The following is an 18,896-nucleotide window of genomic DNA, read 5'->3' on the forward strand; positions in this document are numbered from 1 at the left end:
CGCGCTACGATCACCGCGTGACCGCCCCGGAACCCACCATCGTCGCCACCTCCGGAGGACACCGCGCCGCCGCACGCACTCGGGTGGTCTTCGACGCCCTGGTCCGGCACGCGGTCGACCTCGCCGGTGTGCACGGCAGGCGACCGCGCATCCTGTACGTCGGCACCGCGATCGGGGACGCCGAACACGTCGCCGCGCGGATGGCGGAGGCGGCACGGGTGGCCGGCTTCGACCTGACGCCCCTGCACCTGTTCCCCATGCCGAACGTCGAGGACGTCGAGGGCACGGTGCTGGACCACGACGTGGTCTGGGTGATGGGCGGTTCGGTGGCCAACCTGCTCGCCGTGTGGCGGGTGCACGGCCTGGACGCGGTGATGCGCCGGGCCTGGCGGGCGGGGGTGGTCCTCGCCGGGGTGAGCGCGGGTTCCATCTGCTGGTTCGAGGGCGGCGCGACGGACTCCTTCTGCCCCGAACTGCGGCCGGTGACCGATGCGTTGGGGCTGCTGCCGTACGGCAACGGGGTGCACTACGACTCCGATCCGGGCCGGCGTCCGCTGATCCACCGGCTGGTCGCCGATGGCACCCTGCCGACGGCGCACTGCACCGACGACGGGGTGGGCCTGGTCTACCGGGGCACCGAACTGGTCGAGGCGGTGGCGGAGTTGCCGGGCAAGGGCGCGTACGTGGTGCGCCGGGAGGGCGGGCGGGCCGTGGAGGAGCGCATCACGCCACGGCTGCTGCCGGATCCCGGCGCGTGAGGGCCCGCGGGCCGGTGTCCGCCGCATCTCAGATCAGCCCGTGGCGCACCGCGCGCGCCACCGCGTGGGCCCGGTTGCGGGCGCCGAGCCGGGCCATGACCTCGTAGACGACGTTCTTCACGGTGTGCTCGGAGCAGCGCAGCAGTTGCGCGATGCCCGCGTTGCCGTGGCCCTCCGCCATGAGCCGCAGCACGGACATCTGACGTGCCGTCAGTGCTGGGGGCCGGTCCTCGTGCAAGGTGCGGGAGCCGGGCTCGGAGCCGGTGGTCAGCAGGTGGGACAGTTCCGGGTAGGGGATGCTCGGGTGCGGCGCCCCGGCGCGGCGGACGGCCGCCGTGAGGCTCTCCTCGGTGAGATCCGCCCTGCGCAGCACCACGGCCCCGGCGCGCAGCGCCTCCAGCAGCCCGGCGCGGCCCACCGTGTCGCACACGAGCAGCAGCGGACCGCTCGACGGGGTTCTGCGCAGGGCCCGTTCGGCGTCGTCGGTGACGAGGACGGTGACGGCTCCGGGCTGCCCGTGGCCGATCGCGCAGTCGAGGCCGGCGCGGCGGCCGAGGGCGCGCACGCGGTCCGCGCCCGGCGCGGGCAGGATGCGCAGGGGCAGGATGGTGGCGGTTCCGCCGGGTGCGGCGGTCAGGGTGGCGGTCACAGCAGGCCCGCCCGCAGCGCGTAGGCGACCGCGTGGGCGCGGTTGCGCAGCCGGAACCGCTGGGTGATGTCGTGCACGACGGTGGTCACGGTGCGTGGGGAGTAGGCGAGTTGCTGGGCGATCTCCGCCGTCTCGTGTCCGTCGGCGACCAGGCGCAGCACCGAGCGTTCGCGGTCGGAGAGCGATCCGCCGGCCCAGCCCCGCTCGGCCTTTCCGGACTGGTCGAGGACCTGGTCGAGCAGATCGGTGGGGACGGTGCAGTCGTCCCGTGCGGCGGCGAGCACCGCGTGGGCCAGGCGGGAGGCGTCCGCCTCGCGGCGCAGCAGCAGTCCCCGTGCGCCGGCGGCGAGGGCGTGCAGGGCGTCTCCGGAGGCGAGCGCGCCGGCCACCAGGACGACGGCGGGACGCGTGCGGTGGGCGCGGGTGGTGCGCACCATGTCGAGTTCGGCCGGCCCGAGCCGGTCCACGGTGAGCACGGCGACCCGTGCGTCGGCCGGCTCGCACACCGCGAGTTCCGGGCAGGCGAGCAGGGTACTGCGGGTGCCGGCCTCCAGGACCGGGTCGAGGGCGACCACGCCGACGGGTACGGGAACTCCCATCTTCTGCTCCTTGCAAGGTCGTTCGCCCGGTGGTGAGCACCGCGGGCGGCCTGTGGGGTACGACGCCCACCCTGCCGCCGTGGCCGGGGGCGGGCATCGGTAGTCGGTCCCCACCTTTCCGGTGCGGGCCCGCTACGGGGCGGTGGGGGCCGCCCCCCGTAAGGGTCTGCGTGACGTCTGCGGGTGGGGGGCGCAGGGGTCGGGGTCGTACGGGCCTGAAGGTGGTCGCAGGGGCCGGGAGGTGGTCCCGGGGGCCCGTGGACGGCGGTCGTACGGGTTCTGGGTAGTACGGCGCCGACCTGCGGTTTCCCCATGCGCGCGGGCGCGCGCCCCCGCCCCTGGGGAGGGGCCGGGGAGAATATGGGGGTCACTTCCCCATGTGGGGGTCGGCCCCGCTCTGGCACCTTCGGTGACGTGACTGAGACCGCCAGCCTCCCGGCTCCCCCGAGCGCCGGCCTGCCGCTCGCCTGGTGGGCCCCGGCGCTGTCCCTCGCGGAGCGCCTCGCCGCCCCCGGCCGACCGGCCGCGCCCGCCGACCCCGGCACCACCGTGCGCGCCCCCTGGGCCGCCGGGGACGCGGAGGGCTTCGCGCTGCGGCTGGCGCACCTCGGGGTGGACGGCGCCCAAGCGGCGGCCCTCGCGGCGGAGCCCGCCGAACGGCTCGCGGCCCGCGCCGCCAAGCCCCGCTGGGCGCGGTACGCGGAGACGGCCCTGGACGCCGCCCCCGAGCTCCCGGAGGAGCCGGCCGCCGACGGCACGGGCGCCGAGGTCTTCGCCCATGTCGTGCGGCCGCTCGTCATTCCGGCGGCCGAGCGCCTCGCCGCGCTGCTGCCGGGTGTGCCCGACGCCGAACGGGGCGTCTGGCAGCGTGAGTTCGGGGCCTGGCTGACGTCGCAGCTGGTGCGGCCGGCCGCGCGTACCCTGGTACGGGAACTCGCCGGGGCGCGGCGCGCGGGGCGGCTTGAGGGGGCGACGCCGCAGGAGCGGTTCGCGTCCTTCGTCGCCGCCGCGGGCACCCGGCGGGGTCTCGGGGAACTGTTCGACACCTATCCGGTGCTGGCCCGGATGCTCGGGCAGACCGCGCTGGACGCGCTGGACGCGGCGGCCGAACTGGCGGCCCGCTTCCAGGCCGACCGGGGCGAGCTGGTCGGCACGCTCCTCGACGACCGCGATCCGGGGGCGCTCGTCCGCGTCGAACTCGGCCTCGGCGACGCCCATCAGGGCAACCGGTCGGTGGCCGTGCTGCGCTTCGCGGACGGTGCCCGCGTGGTGTACAAGCCGCGACCGCTCGGCCAGCACGCCCTGCTGGACGAGCTGGCGGCCTGGCTGGACACCAAGGTCCCCGATCTCGCGCTGCGCACCGCGCGCACGGTGCGCCGGGAGGGCTACGGCTGGCTGGAGTTCGTCGCCCACCGCTGGTGCCGGTCGGTGACCGAGACCGACGCCTTCTACCGCCGCCAGGGCGTGCTGCTCGCGCTGCTCTACGCGGTGGACGGCGCCGACATGCACTACGAGAACGTCATCGCCTGCGGCGACCAGCCGGTCCTGGTGGACGCGGAGACGCTGCTGCACACCGGGCTCGGGCAGGCCATGACGGCCGGCGCCGACCCGGCGGCGGACGCCCTGCACACCTCCGTGCACCGCACTTGCCTGCTGCCCCACCTGCTGATCGGCGAGCACGGCGCGCTGGACATCTCCGCGCTGGGCCGCTCCACCGACGGCACCTTCCCCAGCGAGGGGCTGCACTGGGTGGACAGCGGCCGGGACACCATGCGTGCCGTACGGGGGCCGCTGCTCAGCCCGGCCGGGCAGAACCAGCCGGTGCCGGACGGCCGCCCGCTGGACGGCGCGGACCACCGGGCCGCCCTGCTCGACGGCTTCCGCACCGCGTACGCGGCCATCGCGGCACACGGTGGCGAACTCACCGGAGAGGACGGCCCGCTGGCGGTGGGTGCCGATGCCCCGGCGCGGCTGATCGCCCGTGCCACCCGGCTGTACGCGACCCTGCTGGAGGAGTCCACGCATCCGGCGCTGCTCGGTGACGCGCTCGCCCGCGACGGGGTGTTCGCGGTGCTGTGGACCGAGTCCGCGCATGACCCGGCGCGCTCCCGGCTCATCGAGCACGAGACGGCGGACCTGTGGCGCGGCGACATCCCCCTGTTCACCCATCGGCCGTCCGGCACAGGGGTCCGGGCGGCCGACGGGACCTGCCTGGCGGACGTGCTGCCGGAGGCGAGTCTGGCCGCGGTGCGCAAGAAGATCGCTCGGATGGACGAGATCGACTGCCGCGACCAGGAGTGGATCGTCTCGGCGACCCTGGCCGCGCGGAGCGCCTGCGATCCGGCGGACCGGCCGAGGTCGGCGCTCGCCGTCGCACCCGTACCGGCCGTCGTGCCCGACGCCTCCCGGCTGCTGGCCGCCGTGTGCGGGATCGCCGACGACATCGCCGCCCGTGCGGTCCGTGACGGCGGTCGCGCCAACTGGCTCGGTCTGGAACGGGTTTCGGGCCCGCACTGGGCGGTGCTGCCGATGGGCGCCGGGCTCGCGCAGGGCTACTGCGGGGTCGCGCTGTTCCTCGCCCACACCGGCGCGCTGACCGGGGCCGACCGGTACACCGCGCTGGCGCGGGAGGCGGTACGGCCGCTGCCCGCCCTGCTGACGGCCCTGGCCGCCGATCCCGAACTGGGCGCGGCGGCGGGCCCCGGCGCCTACGACGGTCTCGGCGGCATCTGCTACGCCCTGGTCCGGTTGTCGGCCCTGCTGGGCGAGGAGCCGGCGCGGTGCCTGCCGGACGCGCTCACCGCGCTCGGCCACGCGGCGGCCGGCTGCACCGAACCGGGTCTGGCCGGCGGTACGGCCGGGGCGCTGGCCGCCGCCGTCGCCGTACACGAGGCGACCGGGGCGCCGGGCGCGCTGGAACTGGCGGACGCCCTGGCGGACCGGCTGTGCCGGACGGCGGTGCCCGTGGCGGATGCCGGACTCGCGCACACCGGTCTCACGGGCACCGGTCCCACCAGCACCCCGGTCGCCGGATTCGCGGACGCCGGATTCGCGGACGGCGCCGCCGGGATCGGCTGGGCGCTGCTGCGGTACGCCGCCGTGCGGCCGGCGCGGTCCGCCGCGCACGCGAGCGCGGGCCGGGCCCTGCTCGACGGCGCGGTCCGGCGGGCGCGGACCGCCTCGGACCCGGATCCGTCGTGGGCCCGCGGGCTCGCCGGAGTGGCGGCCGCCGCCGCGCTCACTGGATTCCCCTCCCCCGCGCCGGAGTTCTCGCTCCGGCTGCGGGACGCGGAGGTCGGCCCCGACCTCAGCCTCGGCCAGGGTGCCCTCGGGATGCTGGACGCCCTCGCCGTCCTGGCCGAACGGGGCGACGCCCCCGCCGCCGAAGCACTCACCCTCCGCACCGGCCAGGCGCTCGCGCTCGTCGAGGCGCAGGGCCACCGCTGCGCCACCCCCGACCACGTTCCCTCCCCCGGCCTGCTGACCGGTCTCTCCGGCATCGGCTACGGACTGCTCCGCCTGGCCCACCCCGGCACCGTGCCGTCCGCCCTGCTCCTGGCCCACCCCGGCCGGTAGGGCAACCGACCACCGCACCTCCTCCGCCACCGCGCCCACCCGCGCGGGATCACCCGAAGGGGATCACCTCATGGACAAGAACCTCGCCGCCGCCACCGACCTCACCGCCACCGCCGCCGACACCGCCGAGGCCGCCGCCGACGAACAGGACGCGGCGGGCGGCATCACCCTCAAGGGCCGCAACCGGGCCTGCGCCCGCGCGCGGGTGCTGGCCGGGATGGTCCTCACCAGCGGCCTGGTCATCACGCTGAGCACCATCGACACCTCGGTCTCCGCCCCCCGGTAGGCGACCGCCGGCCGCCACCGGCGTGATGGCGCGGACCCGCCCCGCGGGTCCGCGCCGCCGTGTGTCCAAGCGGAGCGATCCGGTCCGGATGGGGCGACCTGCCCCAGGTGGCGATATTCCGATTATCATCAGCGTTCATGCGTTCCCATGCGCCTTCCCTGATCGGGCGGGGTCCTCAACTCCACCTGCTCGAACGCGCCTTGACCGGCGCTCAACAGGGACGCGGCGGTGTGGTCTTCCTGGTCGGCGAGGCCGGGGTCGGCAAGTCACGGCTCGCGGCCGAGGCCGTGGGCGGCGCGCTCGACGCCGGGATGCGGGTGCTGCGCGGCCGCAGCAGCACCACGGGCCCGGCGGTGCCGTTCCGGCCGCTGACCGAGGCGCTGATGTCCCTGTTCCGCGGCGGCGCGTCCATGGACGACCTGGCCCTGGGCCCGTACCGGCCGGTGCTCGGACGGCTGATACCCGACTGGGACACCGGAGAGCGCGAGAGCAGCTCCATGGTCATCCTGGGCGAGGCGGTGCTGCGGCTGCTCATCGCGGCCGGGCGCGGACAGGGGCAACTGCTGCTCCTGGAGGACCTGCACGACGCCGACCCGGAGACGCTCGGCGTCCTCGAATACCTCGTGGACAACCTGGAGTACACACCCGTCCTGCTGCTCGCCACCGTACGCACCGACTTCAGCGACGCCCTGGACCTGGCCCAGTCCGCGCGCCGGCGCGGTGCCGCCACCCTGCTGGAGATCCCGCCGCTGACCCGCGGGCAGGCGGACGAGATGATCGCGGCCCAACTGGGCGCGGCGGACCCGCGGGAGGTGCCCCAGCCGGTGCTCCAGCGGCTGTGGGAGGACAGTTCCGGCAGCCCGTACCTGGTCGAGGAGCTGCTCCAGACCATGATCGGCGCGGGCACCCTGGTGCAGGGCCCGGACGGCTGGCGGGCGGTCGGGGACCTGCGCAGCGACGTCTCCTCGACGCTGGCGCGGGACATCCTGCGCCGCATCGAGCGGCTCGGCGCGCAGGGCCTGACCCTGCTGTCGGCGGCCGCCGTGCTCGGCCGGCGCTTCCCGCTGACCGTGCTCCAGCGGATGAGCGGCGTGGACGACCGCGCGCTGCTCAGCCATCTGCACGCGGGCGTCGCGGCCCGTCTGGTGATCCCCGACGAACCCGCCCCCGACTGGTACTCCTTCCGGCACTCGCTGACCGTGGAGGCCCTGTTCACGCAGATGACGCCGGGACAGCGGGCCGAGCTCGCGCGCCGGGGCGCGGAGGCGGTCGAGGAGCTGCACCCCGAGCTGAGCGGCGACTGGTGCGCGCTGGCGGCGGGGCTGCGCAGCGAGGCCGGGGACCGGGGCGCGGCCGGGCTGCTGTTCGCGGACGCGGGCGGCCGGGCCCTGGCCGCCGGTGCGCTGGGCTCCGCCGTGACCCTGCTCAGCCGGGCCGAGACGCTGCTGGCCGAGGCCGGTGACGCCCAGGGCCGGGCCGCGGTCCTGGAGAACCTGCTGCCCGCGCTCGCCGAGGCCGGGGACTTCGCGCGCGCCTTCGAACTGGCCGAGGATCTCCATCTACTGGGCGGCTCGGGGCTCAGTCCGGCCCGGCTCACCACGCTGCACGCGCGGCTGGCCAAGGTCGCCCACACGGCCGGGCGGTGGAGCGACGGCAACCGGCAGGTGGCCCGCGCTCGTGAGGTGCTGGCGGGCACGCCGGACGAGATGACCGCCGCCACCGTCGACGTGACGGCCGCCTACCTCGCCCTGGACACACCGGGTCCGGACCGCACCCAGCACGCGGAGAAGCTGGCCCGCTCGGCCGCCGACACCGCCGAACGCCACGGGATGCCGGTGGTCGCCTGCCAGGCGCAGGAGTTGCTCGCCACGGTGGCCCGCGAGCGGGACCCGGAGGAGTCCGAGGCGATGCTCGGCCAGGCCCTCGCCACCGCGGAACGCCACCGGCTGCCCTTGCAGCGGATGTACGCGGCCACCCGGCTGGCGGGCAACGCCTGGCTCGCCGACGGCGACGCCGCGGGCCTGCTGGCGGCGCGCGAGGAGGCGCTGCGGCTCGGCTCGGTCAACATCGTGCACACCGTCGACGGCATCCTCGTACTCGACGCGGTGCTGCGCGGCGACTACGGCACCGCGCGCGCCACCGCCGCCGAGTGCCTGGCCGTCGTACGGCGGCTGCGGCTCGCGCCCGCGGTGCGGTACGTCCTGATGGCGCAGGCCGTGCTGGCGGCGCACCATGCCGACCGGGCCGGGATGGAGGCGGCGCTGGCCGCGTTCGCGCAGTGGGACGGGGCCGGTTCGCAGGAGGAGCCGCTGAGCCATGGGCTGGCCCGTGCCTTCTGCGCGCTGCTGGAGGAGGACCGGGAGCTGGCCCGCGCGGACCTGGGCACGGTGCTGGCGCTGGAGGCGGACAACCCCTCGACCTACCATCTCAGCGGCACCCACGGCCTGGTGCTGCTGCTGGACGTGCTCGCCGGGCGCGCGGACCGCGCCCGGCATGTGGAGATCACCGCCACCGCGATGGCCCGGATGCGCTGGAACCGGCACTTCGTGCTGCTCGCGGAGGCCGTGCTGCTGGGCCGGGAGGGCGCCGGGGACCGGGCGGTGCGCGCGGTGGAGGCGGCGCGGACAGTGGCGGAGCCGTATCCGCTGGCCCGGCATCTCGGGCTGCGGCTGGTCGCGGACGCGGCGCACCGGGACGGCTGGGGCGATCCGGTGGCCTGGCTGCGGCAGGCGGAGGACTACTTCCACGAGCGGGACATCCCGGCCGTGGCGGGTGCCTGCCGGGCGGGGCTGCGCCGGCTCGGCGCCCCGGTGCGCCAGCACCGCACCGGGAGCAGCGGCATCCCGGACCGGTTGCGCGCGCAGGGCGTCACGGTCCGGGAGTTCGAGGTGTTCCGGCTGCTCGCGGAGCGGCTGTCCAACAAGGACATCGCCGACCGGCTGTTCATCTCCCCGCGTACGGCGGAGAAGCACATCGCCAGCCTGATCACGAAGACGGGGGCGGCCAACCGTGCGGATCTGTGCGCGCGTTCGGCCGCCCTGCGCGATTCCTAGGGGCGTTGTTCGAAAGCGGCCTAGCGCATCTCGCGCACCGCGCGGGACCCGAGCACCGCGAGTCCCGTCACGGCGAGGACCGCGGCGACCGCTCCGAACAGGGCGAGCGCGCCGGTCCGGGCGAGCGCGCCGCACACGATGAGCGACAGCGGGGCGGCGGCGTAGCCGAGGACCATGTCGACGGAGATGACCCGGCTGAGCACGTCACCGGGGATGTTGCGCTGGATCCAGCTCAGCCCGAACACCCCCTGGAAGCCGATGGCGAAGCCCATGGCCAGCACGGTCGCGACGACCGCCGGGGTGCTGTGCACCAGGCCGAGGACCGCCATCCCGGCGCCCAGCCAGCCGGCCAGTGCGGCCACCAGCAGCCCGACGCGGGGGCGGCCCCCCAGGGCGCCGCCGGCCAGCGTGCCGAGCATCGCGCCGCCGGCCAGCGAGCCGTTGAGCACGCCCAGGGTCGCCGAGCCGCCGCGGAGCACCTGGTCGGCGAGGGTGGCGAACCCGACCGTGAAGGGCCCGGCATAGCAGAAGTTGACGGCGGTGTCGAGGACGACGACGGTCCGCAGCCGCGGGTCGCGCAGGGTGAAGGCGACGCCCTCGCGGATCCGGGCGCCGAGGGACGGCTGGCGTTCGGTTTCCCCGCCGGTGGCGGACTCCGGGCCGTCCTCCCGCGCGGCGCCGGTGCGCGGCCGGGTGGCGATCCGGGACACGCACCAGCCGCACAGCGCGAAGCAGACGGCGTCGACCACGAACGCGACCGGCGCGCGGGTCAGCGCGATGACCACACCGCCGACCGCCGGTCCGACGACGGCCGCGGTGCGCGAACCGGCGCCGAGGAGCGCGTTGGCCGGGGTGAGCAGGTCCTTGTCCACCACACAGGGCAGGATGGACACGCGGGCCGGCTGGAAGAAGGCGTCCACCGCGCCGAACGCGGCGGCCACCGCGCACAGCATCCAGACCGTCAAGTGCCCGGTCAGTCCGGCCAGTCCGACGCCGGCCATCAGGACGGCGCGGGTCCAGCTGGAGGCGATCATCAGGGTGCGGGTGGACCAGGAGTCGCCGAGGGTGCCGCCGACCAGGGTGAGCAGGGCGCGGGGTACGGCCTGGAAGGCGAGGACGTAGCCGAGGGTGAGGGTGGAGCCGGTCAGGCCGAGGGTGATCCAGGAGAACGCGACGACGCTGAAGCCGTCGCCGAGCAGGGACAACGACTGTCCCAGCCACAGGAGTCGGAAGGGCCGCTGCCGGGCGGGGGCCCACAGCCGGGGACCGGTGCCGGCGAGGGTGGTGGCCATGAGGTGCCTTTCGGAGTGCGGACGCTCGCGGCGGTCCGGTCAGTAGCGGACGGGCAGCGCGGTGAGGCTGCGGTTGAGCAGGGACGGCTGCCAGGTGAGTGCGCCGGGGTCGGCGAGGGTGAGGTCCGGGTGGTCGCGGACCAGCGTCCCGACGGCGGCGACCGCCACCAGCCGGGCCAGCGCGGCGCCGATGCAGAAGTGGGCGCCGAAGCCGAAGCCGAGGTGGGTGGCGCCGGTGCGGCGGACGTCGAACCGGCCGGGGTCGGGGAAGCGGGCGGGGTCGCGGTTGGCAGCGGCGGTCACCAGGAAGATCCGGTCGCCCGCCCGCAGGGTGTGGCCGTCCAGCTCCAGATCGCGCACGGCGGCGCGGATCGACATCTTGGAGGGGCCGTCCAGGCGCAGCGCCTCCTCCACCGCGCCCTGCGCGAGTGCGGGCTCCGCACGTACGGCGGCGAGTTGGCCGGGGTGCGTGTGCAGGGCGAGGACGGTGTTGGCGATCAGGTTGCTGGTGGTCTCCCCGCCGGCGAACGCCATCTGGGTGAGCATCCCGACGAACTCCTCCTCGGTGACCGACTCCCCCACCCGGCCCTCCTTCAGCACCTGGCTGATCAGGTCGTCGGCGGGCTCGGCGCGCCGCCTGGCGACCAGTTCCGCGAGGTAGTCCTCCAGGCTCACCAGCGCCTGGAGACAGGCCCGGTACTCGCTCTCCTCCTGGGCGGTGCCGAGCACGAGGTCGGCGACGCGGGCGTTCCAGTACCAGAAGGCGGCGGCGTCGGTGCGGGGGATGCCGAGCCAGCGGGCGAACACCAGGGCGGGCAGCGGCTTGGCCACGTCGGCCATCAGGTCGCCGGTGCGGCCGGGGACGGCTTTGCGGGCGAGGACGGCGCGGGTGGCCTTCTCGGTGAAGGTCCGGTAGCGGGCCACCGCCCGCGCTGCGAAAGCCTCCTGGAAGACCTGGCGCAGCCTGCGGTGCTGCGGCGGGTCGTTGAACACCATCCAGCGGGACAGGATCCGGAAGGCCCGTTCGGCGTCCTCGCGGGCGCCCTGCGGTACGGCGTCCATCAGGGGCCGCACCCGGTCGGCCGAGACGGCGGGGTCGCGCAGGCAGCGCATCACCTGGTCGTAGCCGGTGACCAGCCAGGCGTGGTGCATCGGGCTCCAGTGCACGGGGGCGTGCGCGCGCAGGGCGTCGAGGTGCCCGTAGGGGTCGGCGATCATGTCCGGGGACAGGAGGTAGCGCTCGGCGAAGGGCGCACCGGTCCGGACGGGTTGCGGGGCGCCGGCCCGCGCCGGGGCCGCCGTGGGCGTCCCGGCCGACGTGGTCGCCGGGGTCATCGGGGCCGTGTGCGTCGTCGGGGCCGCCGTCGTCATCGGTTCTCCCCCTCCTGGATCGCGACGAGGATGTCCGCGATGCCCGCGACCCTCGGCTCGGCCATCATCGACATGTGGTCGCCCTCGCTGATGTGCACGGTGAGCCCGTCGCCGGCCACCTCGCGCCAGCGGGCGAGGTAGGTGTCGTAGTCGACGTCCAGGCCCGGCATGGTGCGTCCGCGGGGCAGCCCGGCGGCCTCGCTGCCGACCACGAGGTGGATGTAACCGGGGTAGGGGCGGACCTCGTACCCGGCCAGGGCGGCGAGCAGCGAGTGCCACACCTCGATGGGCGCGTTCTCCACGAGGGCGGCCTCGGCGGGGCTCATGCCCGCGCCCAGCAGGGTGGCGGTGAGTTCGGCGGTGGCCCGGTCGCGTTCCGGGCCGGGCGGCAGCTGCCGGATCAGATCGCGCCGGCGCCAGGCGGTGCGCAGGTCGTCGGTGACGCCGTTCAGGCGGGCGCGGGCGGCGGGGTTGGGCAGGTACGGCTCGATCAGGACGAGCGGGGCCACCGGCTGGCCGGCCCGGTGCAGCTGGGTGGCCATCTCCAGGGCGATGTTGGCACCCATGGACCAGCCGAGGAGAGCGTGCGGGGCCGGCCCGCCGGTGGGCTCGGCGGCCCGGTCGGTGATCTCCGTGACGTAGTTGGCGGCGATCCCGGTGACAGTGCTCGGGTCCACCCCGCCGAGCAGTCCGCGCGCCTGGAAGGCGTGCACGGGCCGGCCGGGCGGCAGGGCGCGGGCGAGCGGTACGAACCAGGCGGCGCTGCCGCCCGTGGGGTGCACGCACCACAGCGGCTCCCCGGTGCCCTCGCGCAGCCGCACCTCGGAGGTGACGGCGGCCGGCAGGTCCGCGCCCGCGGCGCGGGTGGCGTGCTCGGCGAGCTGGGCGAGGGTGGGGTGCTCGATCAGGTCGCCGACGGACACCGTCAGACCGCGCGCGGCGGCCATCAGGGAGACCCGCACGGTGGACAGGGAGCTGCCCCCGATGCGGAAGAAGTCGTCGTGGACCCCGATGCGGGCGAGCCCGAGGACCTCCCGCCAGATCTCGGCCAGGACCTTCTCCGCCGCCGTGGCCGGGGCGACGTACTCGGTGTCGCTCTGGTCGAGTTCGGCGGGCGGCAGCGGCAGCGCCCGTTTGTCGATCTTGCCGCTGCGGTTGACGGGCAGTTCGCCGAGGAGCACGAACCGGGCGGGGATCATGTACGCGGAGAGCGAGGCGCGCAGGGCGCGGCGCAGGTCCTCGGGCGCGGGCCGGGCGCCGGCGCGCGGGACGAGGTAGGCGACGAGGGCCGGTTCGCCGCCGGGCAGGTCGGTGCGGTGCAGGACGACGGCCTGTTGGACCTCGGGGAGCCCGCGCAGCGCGTGTTCGATCTCGCCGAGTTCGATGCGGAAGCCGCGCAGCTTGACCTGTGAGTCGCGGCGGCCGAGCCATTCCACCAAGCCGTCGGGCCGGTGGGTGCCGAGGTCGCCGGTGCGGCACAGCCGCTCGCCGGGCAGCCCGTAGGGGTCGGGGACGTAGGTGGCGGCGGTGAGTCCGGGGCGGCCGAGGTAGCCGCGGCCCACCGCCTGCCCGCCGAGGTAGATCTCGCCGGGGACGCCGGCCGGGACGGGCTGGAGGTCGTCGTCGAGGACGTGGATGCGGGTGTTGCGGATCGGGGTGCCGATGGGCGGCTGCCCCTGGCCCGGTGTCAGTTCGGCGGCGACGGACCACACGGAAGTCTCGGTGAGGCCGTAGACGTTGTGGAAGCGGCGCCCGCGCGACCAGGTGTCGGCGAGTCCGGCCGGGCAGGACTCCCCGGCGACCTGGAGGACCCGCAGCTCGGGGAAGCCGTCCTCGCCGAGCACCGCGAGGGCGCTGGGCGGCAGCATGGCGCAGCTGACACGGGCCTCGCGCAGGGTGCGGGCGAGGTCGGGGCCGGGGCGCAGGTCCTCCTTGGGCGCGGTGATCAGGCGGCCGCCGTTGGCGAGGGACCAGGTGAGTTCCAGGATCGAGGCGTCGAATCCGAAGGAGGCGAACTGGAGCACCCGGTCCTCGGGGGTGGGGCGCACCAGGTCGCGCTGGCCTTCGAGCATGTTGGACAGTCCGCGGTGCGGGAGGGCGACGCCCTTGGGGGTGCCGGTGGAGCCGGAGGTGTAGATGATGTAGGCGAGGGTGTCGGCGTCGGGCTCCCGGCCCGGCACGGGCCCCACGGGCGCGGCGGGGGCGTCCAGGTGGAGCACGGGGCCGTCGAAGGGCACGGTGCCGTGCAGGGCTCGCTGGGTCAGCAGGACCCGCATGCCGCTGTCGTCGGCCATGAACTTCAGCCGCTCGGAGGGGTGTTGCGGGTCGAGCGGCAGGAAGGCGCCCCCGGAGCGCAGCACCCCGACGGCGGCGCGCACCAGGTCCGGGCCGCGCTCGGCGCAGATACCGACGACCGTCTCCGGGCCGACTCCCAGCATCCGCAGCCGCCGCGCCAACTGCTCCGCCTGCTCGTGGAGTTCGCCGTACGACAGATGCTGTCCGCGGTGCTCGACGGCGACCGCGTCCGGGGTGCGGGCCGCGTGCCCCGCGATGTGCTCGTGCAGCATCAGCGGCGAGGACGGGATCTCGGGTCCGCGCGCCCAGACGTCGAGGGCGGTGGCGCGGGCCGCGCCGGTGAGCGCGGGCCGGGCTACCCGCGCGTCCGGCGCCGCGACCATGGCCTCCAGTTGGGCGCAGTACACGTCGGCCAGTTGCTCGGCCGTGGCGGGGGCGACGAACTCCGGGTCGACGTCGAGGGTGAAGGCGTTGACGCTGGCGTTGACCAGCAGCGGGAACATGGTCCGGGCGATCTCCAGGGAGCCGTCCCAGGAGTCGTGCGACAGCCGGTGGAAGTTGACGTAGTTGAAGACCGCGTCCGTCAGGTTCGGTTCGGTGGGCCGCAGTTGGGCGATGCGGACCAGGGGCACCCTGCGGTGCGGCAGCATCTCCTGCTCGGCCGCGAACACGTCCCGCAGGTAACCGCGCCAGCTGCCGCGCGGGCGGGCGACGCCGAACGGCACGGTGTTCAGGAACAGTCCGCGCATCCGGTCGGCGCCGGGTATCTCGGGCCGTCCGTTGGTGACCAGGCCGATGCTGTGCCCGAGGGCGCTGTCGTCGCGGTCGGCGAACAGGCTCATGGTGTGGTGGAAGGCGGTGAGCAGGACGGTCCGGCGCGGCACCCCGGCGTCCCTGGCCAGCTTGCCGATGCGTGCGGCGAGGTGGGCGTAGGAGCGCCGGACCTCGTGCACCGGCTGCCGCTCCGGGTCCGCGCCGCCGCGCACCCGCCGGCGGAAGGTCACCGGGCGCAGGTCGGCGAGGGTGTCGCGCCAGTACGCCAGGGACTCCTCGCTGTCCAGGGCGGCCCGTTCCAGGGCCACGTACTCGGCGAAGGCGGGAGCCTGCGGGGGCAGCGGCGTGGTGCCGTGGGCGACGGCCTCCCGGTGCAGAGCGAGCAGGTCGGCGACGAGCGAGGTGAGGCTCCAGCCGTCCAGTACGACATGGCAGTCGGTGAGCACGAGCCGCAGATCGTGGTCGGTGATGTGGTGCAGATGGATGCGGACCAGGGGTGCGGCGGCCAGGTCGAAGCGCCGCTCGAACTCCTCCCGCACGAACTCCTCCAGCCGCGCCCGCTGCCGGGCGCGGGGCAGGCCGCGCAGATCGGTGTAGCCGACCCGCAGCCGGGCGGTGCGGTGGACCAGTTGGAGGGGTTCGCGGTAGGTGACGAGGTCGACGGAGCTGCGCAGGATGGGGTGTCCGGCGACCACCGCGTCCACGGCCGCCTGGAACGCGTCGAGGTCGAAGCCCTCGGGGGTGCTGATCTTCAGGTCGGTGACGTTGTGGTAGGCGCCGCGCCGGGGGTCGGCGAGCATCTCGTGCAGCATGCCGGCCTGGAGCATGGTCAGCGGGTAGGCGTCCGCCAGGCCGTCGGGCAGGCGGCCCGCGTCGGCGGGGTCGAGCTGCGAGAACGGGGCGACGGGGTCGGGTGCGTCGACGGCGTCGGTGACGAGGGCGGCGAGGTCGGCGAGGGTGCGGGCGCGGAAGACATCGGCGACGGAGAAGCCGAGCCCGGCGAGCCGGCCGAGACCGACCAGGCGCAGCGCCAGGATCGAATCGCCGCCCAGGTCGAAGAAGTTGTCGCCGCGGCCGACGTGTTCGGCGCCGAGCACCTGGCTCCACACCCCGGCCAGCGCCCGTTCCACCGGGCCCTCGGGCGGCACATGGGTGCCCGGTCCGGCCGCGGCGGGGGCGACGGCGGTCAGCGCGGCGCGGTCCACCTTGCCGTTGGCGGTCAGCGGCAGCCGCTCGTGCCGGACGAACAGCGCGGGGACCATGTAGTCGGGCAGGGTGAGCCGCAGCCCCTCGCGCAGCGCGGGCGCGTCGAGCGGGCGGGCCTCCGGGGTGACGACGTGGGCGACCAGCCGGGCCGTGCCGCCGTCCCGGCGGGCGACCACCGCGGCGTCGGCGACGCCCGGCAGGGCGCGCAGCGCGGTCTCGATCTCGCCGGGTTCGATGCGGTAGCCGCGGATCTTCACCTGGTGGTCGGCGCGGCCGATGTACGCCAACTCGCCGTCGGGCAGCACCCGTACGAGGTCGCCGGTGCGGTACATCCGGGCGCCGGGTGCGCCGAAGGGGTCGTCCGGGAAGCGTTCGGCGGTCAGCTCCGGCCGGTTGCGGTAGCCGCGGGCCACGCCGCCGCCGCACACGTACAGCTCGCCGACGCTGCCGGGGGGCACGAGCCGGCCCCCGGCGTCGAGGACGTACCCGTGCTGGCCGGTGAGCGGGCGGCCGATCGGCGAGCGGACGGCACCGTGCACGTCCGCCTCGGTGATGGCGCGGAAGGTGACGTGCACCGTGGTCTCGGTGATGCCGTACATGTTCACCAGGGCGGGCTTGTCGCCCGGAGCGGTGAACCAGTCGCCGTAGTCACGGACGTCGAACGCGTCGCCGCCGAATACGACGGTACGCAGCGGGAGTTCGGCGAAGCCGACGCCGGTGTCCGCGAGGTGGGCGCGCAGGCCCTTGAAGGCGGCCGGGGTCTGGTTGAGGACGGTGACGCCCTCCTCGCGCAGCACCCGGTGCACGGCCGCCGGGTCGCGCACCTCGTCGGCGCCGAGGACGACCACGCGTCCGCCGCTGGTCAGCGGCGCCCACAGCTCCCAGACCGAGAAGTCGAAGGCGGGTGAGTGCATCAGTGTCCACACGTCGTGCGGGCCGAAGTCGAAGTGGTGGTCGGCGGCGGCCAGCAGCCAGGCCAGGTTGGCGTGGGTGACCTCGACGCCCTTGGGGCGGCCGGTGGAGCCGGAGGTGTAGATGACGTAGGCGAGATCGGCGGGCGCGGGGAGGATGTCGGGGCTCTCCGCCTCGGCACTCTCCTCGTCAAGGAGCATGACGCTGACCGGGAGTCGGTCCACGGCGCCGCGGGTCGCGGTGTCGGTGACGATCCACTCGATGCCGGAGTCGGTGACGGTGAACTCGCGGCGGGCCTTCGGGTGGGAGGGGTCGAGCGGGAGGTAGGCGGCGCCGGCCCGCCAGACGGCGAGCAGGGCGACGGCCAGGTCGGGGGTGCGGTCGAGGCAGACGCCGACCAGGGAGCCGGGGGTGACCCCGGCGGCGCGCAGCCGTCGGGCCAAGTGGGAGGCGCGGGCGTCGAGTCCGGCGTAGGTCAGGGTGTGGGAGGTGTCCGCTCCGGGTCGGCCGGGGGCCGGGGAGCCGGTGCCGCGCACCGCGATCGCCTCCGGTGCCCGGCGGATGTGCTCGGCGAGCCGGTCGGGGGCGGTGCGGGGGGTGGTCCGGGGCTCGTTGCCGGTGTTCGCGGGCCCGTGGGGGCCGAGCAGGTGGGCGCGTTCGGCGGGGGTCAGCGGGTCGATGGCGCTGAGCGGGGTGTCCGGGGTGGCGCAGAACGCCTCCAGCAGGTTCACGGTGTGCCGGGCGAGGGCCGCGATGGAGGCGGCGTCGTACAGGTCGGGCCGGTAGGCGAACGACAGTTCGGTGCGGCCGTCGCTCTCGCGCAGGTCGAGGGTCAGGTCGAACTTGGCGGTGGTCAGGTCGATCCGGTACGGCGCCCCGGTGGCCGCGCCGAGGTCGAACGCGGAGCCGCCGGTGTCGGTGTGCGTGTAGAGGACCTGCACGAGCGGGTTGCGGGCGAGGTCGCGCTCGGGGCTCAGCGCCTCCACGACCCGCTCGAACGGCAGCGACTGGTGGGAGAACGCCTCCAGGACCCGCTCGCGGGTGCGGGCGAGCAGCGCGGCCGGGGTGGGGTCGTCGGTGAAGTCGCCGCGCAGCACGAGGGTGTTGACGAAGAACCCGACGAGCTGTTCGGTCTCGGCCCGCTCCCGGTTGGCCACGACGGTACCGACGGCGATGTCCTGCTGCCCGCTGTGGAAGGCCAGCGCGGCCTGGAAGGCGGCCAGCACCGTCATGTACGTCGTCGTGCCCGCGTGTCGGCCGAGCGCGGCGAGGGCGCCGGTCAGCGCGGGCGGCAGGGTGAGGGTGTGGGCCTCGCCGCGGCCGCCGGGGGTGTCGCGGCGGGGGTGGTCGGTGGGCAGCTCCAGCGGGGTGAGCCCGGCCAGCCGGGTGCGCCAGTGGTCGAGCGCGGCGGACTGGTCGGCGGCCCGCTGCCAGATCGCGTAGTCCGTGTAGTCCAGCGGGAGTTCGGGCAGTTCGGCGGGGCGGTTGCGGGTCCTCGCCCGGTACAGCTCGGTCAGGTCGCGGACGATCAGGCCGAGGGACCAGCCGTCGGAGACGATGTGGTGCATGCCGAGGACCAGCACATGGTCGTCGTCGCCGGCGCGGACGAGGGTGGCGCGGAAGGCGGGTTCCCGGCCGAGGTCGAAGGGGCGCAGGGCGGCGGCGTGCACAGTGGCGGCGAGTCCTCGCTCCGGGTCCGCGCCGGCCGGGCCGGTGGCGTCCACCACGTCCAGGCAGCCGGGGTCGGGGGGCAGGATCCGCTGGTACGGCACGCCCTCATGCTCGGGGAAGACCGCCCGCAGCTGCTCGTGCCGGGCCGTGAGGTCGGTGACGGCGGCGCGCAGCGCGGGCAGGTCCAGGGGGCCGGTGAACCGCCAGGCGGCGGGCAGCAGATAGGTGGCGGCGCCGGGGTCGAGGCGGTCCAGGAAGTACAGGCGCTGCTGGGCGGGCGACAGCGGGATGCGGTCGGGGCGCGGGCTGACGCGGACCGGGCCGTCGTCGCGGGCGCCGGTCAGTCCGCTCAGCCGCCGCTCCAGCAGGCGCCGGGCGGCCGGGGAGAGTCCGGCGGAGGGACCGGCGGGTCCGGGGCGTACGTCGGATGTGGTCATGAGGGCACTCCTCAACT

General features: G+C 75.4%; 9 protein-coding genes. 4 read left to right on the forward strand and 5 right to left on the reverse strand.

What is annotated here, in order from left to right; genetic code table 11:
• The first annotated feature begins 17 nt into the window (after window positions 1-17).
• Window positions 18-758, forward strand: a complete 741-nt coding sequence (locus ACZ7EC_RS02600) for a Type 1 glutamine amidotransferase-like domain-containing protein (protein WP_471056755.1) — start codon at window positions 18-20, stop codon at window positions 756-758.
• Between the two features lie 28 nt (window positions 759-786).
• On the opposite strand, the gene ACZ7EC_RS02605 is transcribed toward ACZ7EC_RS02600, so the two are convergent.
• Together ACZ7EC_RS02605 and ACZ7EC_RS02610 are read right to left on the reverse strand one after the other, a co-directional pair.
• The gene (locus tag ACZ7EC_RS02605) at window positions 787-1,407 is read right to left on the reverse strand and encodes a helix-turn-helix transcriptional regulator (RefSeq protein WP_471056759.1); all 621 of its coding nucleotides are present in this window, start codon (window positions 1,405-1,407) and stop codon (window positions 787-789) included.
• Complete coding sequence (locus tag ACZ7EC_RS02610; protein WP_471056762.1) at window positions 1,404-2,006, reverse strand: helix-turn-helix transcriptional regulator; 603 nt, start codon at window positions 2,004-2,006, stop codon at window positions 1,404-1,406. The genes ACZ7EC_RS02605 and ACZ7EC_RS02610 overlap by 4 nt, the downstream gene beginning before the upstream one ends.
• A 414-nt stretch (window positions 2,007-2,420) precedes the next feature.
• Between ACZ7EC_RS02610 and ACZ7EC_RS02615 the strand changes: the two genes are divergently transcribed.
• The 3 genes from ACZ7EC_RS02615 (at window position 2,421) to ACZ7EC_RS02625 (ending at window position 8,921) form a co-directional block, all read left to right on the forward strand.
• Complete coding sequence (locus ACZ7EC_RS02615; RefSeq protein WP_471056765.1) at window positions 2,421-5,582, forward strand: type 2 lanthipeptide synthetase LanM family protein; 3,162 nt, start codon at window positions 2,421-2,423, stop codon at window positions 5,580-5,582.
• 70 nt (window positions 5,583-5,652) lie between these two features.
• Complete coding sequence (locus tag ACZ7EC_RS02620) at window positions 5,653-5,868, forward strand: hypothetical protein (RefSeq protein WP_471056768.1); 216 nt, start codon at window positions 5,653-5,655, stop codon at window positions 5,866-5,868.
• Window positions 5,869-6,005: 137 nt separating this feature from the next.
• Window positions 6,006-8,921, forward strand: coding sequence for a helix-turn-helix transcriptional regulator (locus ACZ7EC_RS02625; protein WP_471056771.1), 2,916 nt, complete (start codon window positions 6,006-6,008; stop codon window positions 8,919-8,921).
• 20 nt (window positions 8,922-8,941) lie between these two features.
• Here ACZ7EC_RS02625 and ACZ7EC_RS02630 read toward each other — a convergent pair whose 3' ends face one another.
• Genes ACZ7EC_RS02630 through ACZ7EC_RS02640 form a run of 3 tightly spaced genes read right to left on the reverse strand, consistent with a single transcriptional unit; the run spans window position 8,942 to window position 18,879 of the window.
• Complete coding sequence (locus tag ACZ7EC_RS02630; protein WP_471056774.1) at window positions 8,942-10,213, reverse strand: MFS transporter; 1,272 nt, start codon at window positions 10,211-10,213, stop codon at window positions 8,942-8,944.
• Between the two features lie 39 nt (window positions 10,214-10,252).
• Window positions 10,253-11,584, reverse strand: a complete 1,332-nt coding sequence (locus ACZ7EC_RS02635; RefSeq protein WP_471056776.1) for a cytochrome P450 — start codon at window positions 11,582-11,584, stop codon at window positions 10,253-10,255.
• Window positions 11,581-18,879 (reverse strand): amino acid adenylation domain-containing protein, encoded by a 7,299-nt coding sequence (locus ACZ7EC_RS02640; RefSeq protein WP_471056779.1) that lies wholly within the window; start codon window positions 18,877-18,879, stop codon window positions 11,581-11,583. The genes ACZ7EC_RS02635 and ACZ7EC_RS02640 overlap by 4 nt, the downstream gene beginning before the upstream one ends.
• Window positions 18,880-18,896: the final 17 nt, after the last annotated feature.

It is taken from the genome of Streptomyces sp. NPDC037203 (assembly GCF_055605065.1).